Genomic DNA, 5,975 nt, shown 5'->3' with positions numbered 1-5,975 from the left:
GCCTGGACGTTCTGGCGGAGGCGGGGTGGGAGGGGTGGCTGTGCTGGGAGTACGAGCGGCGGTGGCATCCCGAGGCCGCGGCGTTTCCCGCCGTGACGACGGCGGGACGCGACTACCTGCGGTCGCTTCTCGGGTAGCGCCTACCGGAGGTGCCACTTGCGCTCCGCGAGCGACTGCGGGGCGGTTTTGCTGCGCCTATTGGGCTGCCACTTGTGCTCAGCACGCGACTGCGGGTTGTGTGGGGCCGGTCGCGCAGTTCCCCGCGCCCCTTACGGGGCGCCCCTCGGACGGTCAGGCGCGGGCAGCCGCGATCTGGCGGGACATGATCGTGGTCAGTTCGTACGCCGTGTGCGACGCCGCCACCGACGTGATCTCCGCGTGGTCGTAGGCCGGCGCCACCTCCACCAGGTCCGCCGACACCAGGTTGCAGGAGGACAGCCCGCGAATGATCTCCAGCAGCTCGCGGGACGTCAGGCCGCCCGCCTCCGGCGTGCCCGTGCCGGGAGCGTGGGCGGGGTCGAGGACGTCGATGTCGATGGAGATGTACAGCGGGCGGTCACCGATCCGCTGCCGCAGCTGGTCCGCGACCTCGTCGACGCCGCGCCGCATGACATCCGCGGACGTGACGATGCCGAAACCCATCTTCGCGTCGTCGTCCAGGTCCTTCTTGCCGTACAGCGGGCCGCGCGTGCCCACGTGAGAGAGGGCAGAAGTGTCGAGGATGCCCTCCTCGACGGCCCGGCGGAACGGCGTACCGTGCGTGTACTCGGCGCCGAAATACGTGTCCCAGGTGTCCAGGTGCGCGTCGAAGTGGAGCAGGGCCACCGGACCGTGCTTCTTCGCGACCGAACGCAGCAGCGGCAGCGCGATGGTGTGGTCACCGCCCAGCGTCATCAGCCGGGCACCGGTGCCGAGCAGGTCGTCGGCCGAGGCCTCGATCGTCTCGACGGCCTCGTCGATGTTGAAGGGGTTCGCCGCGATGTCACCGGCGTCGGCGACCTGCGCGAGCGCGAAGGGGGAGGCGTCCTGTGCCGGGTTGTACGGGCGCAGCAGTCGCGAGGCCTCACGGATGGCGTTCCCGCCGAACCGGGCGCCCGGCCGGTAGGAGACACCGGTGTCGAAGGGCACGCCCACGACCGCGACGTCGGCGGTGCCGACCTCGTCCAGGCGCGGCAGCCGGGCGAAGGTCGCCGGGCCCGCGTAACGCGGGATGCGGGAGGAGTCGACGGGGCCGCGCGGTTCACGGGGGGCAGGGGTGGCGCTCATGCGAAAGCCTCTCGAAATCACGGACGCGTCACGTTCGAATCAACGTCGGGGCGACTGCTGGGGATGTACCCGAGGGTAGGCAGGGCCGCGGATTCCGCACATGTACGGAGTGCAGGGTCCGGCCCTGCCTTATTGGACACGGCGTCCATCGAAAATCCGTCGGGGGAGAGAATGTTCCGTATGCCGATACCGAGCCGAGTACCGAGCCGTGCCGAACTGATCGACCACCTCGTCCGTACCCGTATCGCCGGGGCGGTAGCCACCCCGCGCGAGAACAACCTCGATCACTACCGCAAGCTCGCGGCGGGTAACCGGCACCATTGGCTCGGGCTGGAGCTCGGCGACCGCTGGCGGGACGAGCAGGACGTACTGGCCGTCATGGCGGAGCGCTGCGGCGTCAGCGACGACCTCGCCCACCGCTCCGGCCAGGACACGATCGACCCCGAGCTGACGGTGGACGCCCTGGAGCGCGCGGCGACGCTGCTGCGCAAGGCCGCCGAGGGGCGGCAGCGGGTGCTCCTCGCGACCGGCCACCCGGGCGGACTGCTGGACGTGCACCACATGACCGCGCGGGCGCTGCGGGCGGTGGGCTGCGAGATCGTCCGCGTCCCCCTCGGCCTGCGGGCCGACGAGGGCGCGGTCTGGCAGCTCGCGGACGTCGCGGTCTTCGAGGGCGGGGCCTCCCTCTGGCACACGCACTCGGGCGCGCCGATGGCCGCGATCCTCGACGGCCTGACCCGCGAGGGCAGCCCCCTGCCGGACCTGGTCGTGGCCGACCACGGCTGGGCCGGGTGCGCGGCGCAGCGCGGCATCGACGCGATCGGCTACGCGGACAGCAACGACCCGGCGCTCTTCCTGGCGGAAGCGGAGGGCACGCTGCGGGTGGCGATCCCTCTGGACGACCATGTCGCGGACCCGCGCTTCTACGAGCCGATGACGATGTATTTGCTGCACGCGGCGGGCTTGCGTGCCCCGTAAGGGGCGCGGGGAACTGCGCGACCAGCCACGACGCGACCCGCAGCCGCGCGCGCAGCGCAAGAGGCACCCCAGTGGGCGCAGCCGTCAGCGCGGCAACCGCACCGACAGCTCGTACAGCCTCGTCACCTGCTTCGGGTTCTGGTTGTCGTCGCTGACGAGCAGGAGACGGAGGACACCACCCGGCCCCCGGCCCGTCACGGCCAGCCCCTCCACGTTGTCCAGCAGAGGGTTCCGCTGCGGCTGCTTCGCCGTCGCGCCCAGCGACGGGCACGAGCCGAGGTCCGCGACCAGCGTCTTGCGGACGGCCCGCACCCCGGAACCCGGCAGCGTGGCGACGCCGCTCACGTCGCTCGCCCCGCGCGGGTCCGCGACGTACAGCCGCACCGTGTTGCCGGCCCCGGGCGTGAAGCCGCGTTCGAGGACGAGGAGGCGGCCGTCGCCCGTCGCGGTGGTCTCGGAGACGCCGAGGCCCGCGTCGACGGGGTAGGCGTACTGCCGGGACAGGCGGAAATCACGGGCGCCGTGCCGCTGCCAGGTCTGGAAACGTACGAGCGGGTGCCCGGCCGCGTCCGGGCCGTCGCCCTCCAGCGGCTCCTCCATGGAGGCGACCAGTGTGCGGCCCCCGGGCTGGAGGGTGAGGCCCTCGAAGGTCTGGTTGGCGCGGGCACGCCCGGCCGGGGCGACCCGCAGCGCGTCCGGCACGGGCAGCCGCCCCAGGAGCTTGCCGTCGCGGTCGTAGCGGCGGATCGACGGCTCGGTCTCCGACGTGATCAGCCGCGTGCCGTCCCGGTCGGCGACGAGGGCCTCGGAGTCGAGCTCGGCGCCCTTCTCGTCGGCGAGCTGCACGACGCGTACGGGCTTGGCGGCCGGTCCCTTCCGTACGTCCAGGGAGAACAGCTGGGAGCGGTCGGAGAGGGCGGCCACCGTGCCGTCCCGGTCCACGGCCAGCGCGGACAGGTTGCCCACGAACGCGCCCTGGAACGTCGTCTTGTCGAGCCCGTCGGAGAAGCCGTCGATCCGCGCGTACGGCGAGCAGGCGCGGGACGGGGACGGTCCGGCAGCCTGCGCGGCCGGAGCGGTGGCGGCGGACAGGCAGCTCGCCACCGCCAGTGCGGCGGCGGACGCGGCGAGCGCGGATCGGATACGCACGAGGGGCCTCCCGGGGCACAGGACATCGACACAGGACGTCGGCTCCGGACGACCCTAGAGGCCCTTGTGCCGTACGGGAGTTGAGTTATGGAAATGCCCGGGAACGTCTGGACGAACGGCCGGTTCTACATCCCCGGTACGAGCTGGATCACCAGGTCGATGAGTTTGATGCCGACGAACGGCGCGACGAGCCCGCCCAGCCCGTACAGGCTCAGGTTGCGGCGCAGCAGCGCGTGCGCGGTGGACGGGGCGTAGCGGACGCCGCGCAGGGCCAGCGGGATCAGGGCGACGATCACGAGCGCGTTGAAGATGATCGCGGAGGTGATGGCCGAGGTGGAGCTGTGCAGGCCCATGATGTTGAGCTTCTCCAGGCCCTCGTAGCCGGAGACGCCGCCGAACATGGCGGGCACGATCGCGAAGTACTTCGCCACATCGTTGCAGATCGAGAAGGTCGTGAGCGCGCCGCGCGTGATGAGCAGCTGCTTGCCCACCTCGACGATCTCGATGAGCTTGGTGGGGTTGGAGTCGAGGTCGACCATGTTCCCGGCCTCCTTGGCGGCGGAGGTGCCGGTGTTCATGGCGACGCCGACGTCCGCCTGGGCGAGGGCGGGCGCGTCGTTCGTGCCGTCGCCGGTCATGGCGACGAGGTTGCCGCCGGCCTGCTCCTCACGGATGCGGGCCAGCTTGTCCTCGGGGGTGGCCTCCGCGATGAAGTCGTCCACGCCCGCCTCGGCGGCGATGGCCTTGGCGGTCAGCGGGTTGTCACCGGTGACCATGACGGTCTTGATGCCCATGGCGCGCAGGTCGGCGAAGCGCTCGGCGATGCCGGGCTTGACGACGTCCTTGAGGTGGACCGCGCCCAGCACGCGGGCGCCGTCGGGGTCCTCGATGGCCACGAGCAGGGGCGTGCCGCCGCCCGCCGCGATGGAGTCGACGATCCAGCGGGCGTCCTCGGGCACATGGCCGCCGCGGCGGTCCACCCACTGGACGACCGCGGCGCCCGCGCCCTTGCGGATACGGCAGAAGTCCCCCTCGAAGGCGAAGTCGACACCGCTCATCCGGGTCTGCGCGGAGAACGGTACGAAGCGGCCGTGGGTGAAGTCGCCGCTGTGGTGACGGATGCCGTACTGCTCGGCGAGCGTGACGATGGAGCGGCCCTCGGGCGTCTCGTCGGAGAGCGAGGACAGCTGGGCCGCGTCCGCGAGGAGTTCGTGCGTGATCCCCTTGACGGGTACGAAGGAGGCCGCCTGCCGGTTGCCGAAGGTGATGGTGCCCGTCTTGTCCAGCAGCAGGGTGTTGACGTCGCCCGCGGCCTCGACGGCGCGGCCCGACAGGGCGAGGACATTGCGCTGCACCAGCCGGTCCATGCCCGCGATGCCGATCGCGGAGAGCAGGGCGCCGATCGTGGTGGGGATCAGCGTCACCAGCAGCGCGACCAGCACGGTGATCGACTGCGGGGCGCCCGCCCAGTCGGCCATGGGCTGGAGCGAGACCACGGCCAGGATGAAGATCACGGTGAGCGAGGCGAGCAGGATGTTCAGCGCCAGCTCGTTGGGGGTCTTCTGCCTGCTGGTGCCCTCGACCAGGGAGATCATGCGGTCGAGGAAGGTGTGGCCGGGGCGGGAGACGATCCGTACGACGATCCGGTCCGACAGCACCGTCGTACCGCCCGTCACGCCCGAGCGGTCGCCGCCCGCCTCCCGGATGACCGGCGCGGACTCACCCGTGATCGCCGACTCGTCCACGGCGGCGACCCCGTCGACGACCTCGCCGTCGCCCGGCACGACGCCGCCCGCCTCGACGACCACGACGTCGTGCGGGCGCAGGTCGGCCGCGGGGACGTTCCGCTCCTCCCAGTCGCGGTGGTCCATGCCCACGTGCCACTTGCTCAGCCGCCGTGCCACGATCGTCGACCGCGTCCTGCGGAGCGACTCCGCCTGTGCCTTGCCGCGGCCCTCCGCTACGGCCTCGGCGAGGTTGGCGAAGACGACGGTCAGCCAGAGCCAGCCGCTGATCAGCCAGGTGAAGACGGAGGGGTCGAGCACGGCGGAGAGCGTCGTGAGCACCGAACCGACCTCGACCACGAACAGCACGGGGTGCTGGACCATGACCCGGGGGTGCAGCTTGCGGCATGCCTCCGGCAGGGCGGCGAGCAGATGCTTGGGGTCGATGCCGGTGCCTGCCTGGACGCGGCGGTGGCGGCGCGGCGGCCTGGTCGTGGGTGGCGGGGCGCTCTCGTGCGTCTGCTTCTGTTCGGGGACCAGCTGCAGCATGGTGGCCTTCGGTCGGGTGGTCAGGCGGTCGGGTGGAACGATCACCTCACCCAACCGTCCGGTTACCACCCGTACACGGTCCCTGACGGGGCCTTGTCGCGGTGGGCCTCCGGCCTTACGCGGCTTTGACGGCGCGGCGGGTGTCTGCGGCCGGTGCGCCTGCCGCGCTCGTGGACCGGTGCGCCCGCCGGGGTGCCTCTTGCGCTGCGCGCGCGGCTGCGGGTCGTCTTCGGCTGGTCGCGCAGTTCCCCGCGCCCCTGATGGGGGCGCGCCCCGTCCGGGGGCCCGGGGGGGCGGAGCCCCCGGAAG

4 protein-coding genes are annotated in these 5,975 nt (G+C 72.0%); 1 reads left to right on the top strand and 3 read right to left on the bottom strand.

What is annotated here, in order from left to right:
* Positions 1–291: 291 nt before the first annotated feature.
* Entirely contained in the window at positions 292–1,266 is a 975-nt protein-coding gene (speB, locus tag K6I34_RS29685) for an agmatinase (protein ID WP_229330593.1), read from the bottom strand.
* A 171-nt stretch (positions 1,267–1,437) separates the two neighbouring features.
* Between speB and K6I34_RS29680 the strand changes: the two genes are divergently transcribed.
* Positions 1,438–2,244 carry a phosphatase gene (locus K6I34_RS29680; RefSeq protein ID WP_374231056.1) on the top strand — a complete coding sequence of 269 codons (807 nt, stop codon included), beginning with the start codon at positions 1,438–1,440 and terminating at the stop codon, positions 2,242–2,244.
* Positions 2,245–2,328: 84 nt separating this feature from the next.
* On the opposite strand, the gene K6I34_RS29675 is transcribed toward K6I34_RS29680, so the two are convergent.
* Positions 2,329–3,393 (bottom strand): esterase-like activity of phytase family protein, encoded by a 1,065-nt coding sequence (locus K6I34_RS29675; protein ID WP_229330589.1) that lies wholly within the window; start codon positions 3,391–3,393, stop codon positions 2,329–2,331.
* A 125-nt stretch (positions 3,394–3,518) separates the two neighbouring features.
* The gene (kdpB, locus tag K6I34_RS29670; protein ID WP_275127178.1) at positions 3,519–5,666 is read right to left on the bottom strand and encodes a potassium-transporting ATPase subunit KdpB; all 2,148 of its coding nucleotides are present in this window, start codon (positions 5,664–5,666) and stop codon (positions 3,519–3,521) included.
* Between the last annotated feature and the right edge of the window lie 309 nt (positions 5,667–5,975).

This window comes from Streptomyces sp. UNOC14_S4, from assembly GCF_020740835.1.
Classification (GTDB): Bacteria; Actinomycetota; Actinomycetes; order Streptomycetales; family Streptomycetaceae; genus Streptomyces.
This window is presented reverse-complemented; position numbering and strand designations above follow the sequence as displayed.